Origin of the sequence: Burkholderia sp. E168m23 (assembly GCF_016586125.1) — a bacterium.
GTDB lineage: Bacteria > Pseudomonadota > Gammaproteobacteria > Burkholderiales > Burkholderiaceae > Burkholderia > Burkholderia orbicola.
This window is the reverse complement of sequence record NZ_BCPP01001158.1, coordinates 1-1905: the sequence shown is the minus strand read 5'-3', so window position 1 is coordinate 1905 and position 1905 is coordinate 1. Positions and strand designations below refer to the sequence as shown.

Here is a 1905-nt window from a genome sequence, read left to right as displayed (position 1 = left end):
TCCACCTCCAATAAACTCCGCCCATCAATTTTGAGATTCGCGCGAGCGCACGGAGTAATCCTCTAACAAAAGAGACCGGTGTGTGGCGTGCACATTTGGAGGTAGCAGGACATGAACCGCACATACCGCTCGATCTGGAACGAAGCTCTTGGCGCCTGGGTCGCGGCATCGGAACACGATTCGGCACGGGGCAAGCCGAACAAGTCGGCCGTCGTGGTGGCAGCAGTCGCGGCCTTGGCGATCAGTCTGCCCGGCTTGGCCGAGGCCAACACGCTCAACACACAGCAGACCTGCTTCACGGGCAGCAACGGCGCGGTCGGCCGCGTCAACCCGGGTGGCACGCAAAACCAGGCTGGCGATGGCTCCGGAACGTATTCGGTCGTAGCCGGGTGTAACTCCAACGGCAATGGCTGGACCGGTGTCACGGTATACGGCTCGTTCGCGCAGGCGACCGGCAACGGCGCCGTCGCCACCGGTATGCAATCGTCGGCCGGCCTCTGGGGTGTCGCGGCCGGTCTCGAAACCACCGCCAGCGGCGCCGCCGCAACCGCCCTCGGCTTCGGTTCGACGGCCAGCGCGCTGAACTCGGTCGCGATCGGCGGCGCGGGCGGCGACGGTACGACGCCGCTGTCGCAGGCCAACTCGACGCTCGCCTCGGGTGCGGGTTCGATCGCCATCGGCAGCAACGCAACGAAGGGCGCTCAATCGGCCGCCTCGGACGGTATCGCGATCGGCGGGCAATCGTCCGTCGCGTCGACCGCCACGTCGGGAATCGCAGTCGGTCGCGGTGCGACCGTCAATGGTGCGTACGGCATCGCGCAAGGCGACGGCGTCGTCTCCGGCGCAACGGGCCGGAACGTGGCGATCGGCTCGTCCGGTACCACCGCGAACGGCGCCACGGCCGCCGGCGGCGCGGTCGCGATCGGCCGAGGCCAGGTCGCGACCGGCGACGGCGCCGTTGCGATCGGCGATCCGAACAGCGCCACCGGCACGGGCGCGCTGGCAATCGGCGCAAACGACACGTCGAACGGTTCCGGCGCCATCGCGCTTGGCAACAGCAACTCGGCGAGCGGCACGGGTTCCGTCGCGCTCGGCAACAGCAGCACGGCAACCAACAGCGCCGTCGCAATCGGCAGCTCGGCGTCGGCAACGGGCACCAACGGCGCGATCGCCATCGGCAACGCCGCGACCGCGAACGGTACCGGCGCGATCGCGCTCGGTAACGTCGGCAGCTTCGCCGCCAAGTCGCTGGCTACCGGCACGGACGCACTCGCGCTCGGTAACGGCTCGACGGCCAGCGGCAGCGCCGGCGCGGTCGCGGTCGGCGCGGCGGCCGTGGCGTCTGGAAGCTATGGCACGGCACTCGGTTCGAATTCGACCGCAAGCGTCGCAAACTCGGTCGCCCTCGGCTACAACGCGCTGACGACCAGTGCGGCAACGGCGACGTCCGGCGGCACCACCACCGTCAGCAACGCCACGATCGGCGGTCAGACATTCGGCAACTTCGCCGGCTCCAATTCGGCGGGCGGTGTCGTCAGCGTCGGGCAGTCGGGCTCGGAACGCCGTATCCAGAACGTCGCGGCGGGCCTCGTCACGGCCACCAGCACCGACGCGATCAACGGCAGCCAGCTCTATTCGGTTGCGAGCACGACGACGTCGAGCATCACGAGCCTGTCGACGTCGGCGTCGACGGGGCTGTCGTCGGCTAACAGCTCGATTTCGTCGCTGTCGACTTCCACGTCGACTGGTCTTTCGTCGGCTACGAGTTCCATCGGTTCGCTGTCCACGGGCCTGAGCTCGACCAATAGCTCGGTTACCTCGCTTTCCACGTCGGCTTCGACGGGTCTGTCGTCGGCCAATAGCTCGATCACGTCGCTGTCGACTTCCACGTCGACTGGTCTTCGT

General features: G+C 67.9%; 1 protein-coding gene. It reads left to right on the top strand.

Translation table 11 applies throughout. The features are described from left to right. Positions 1 to 111 precede the first annotated feature (111 nt). The coding region (locus JMF90_RS35185; RefSeq protein ID WP_268906093.1) for a YadA family autotransporter adhesin at positions 112 to 1905 on the top strand (1794 nt) is incomplete at its 3' end.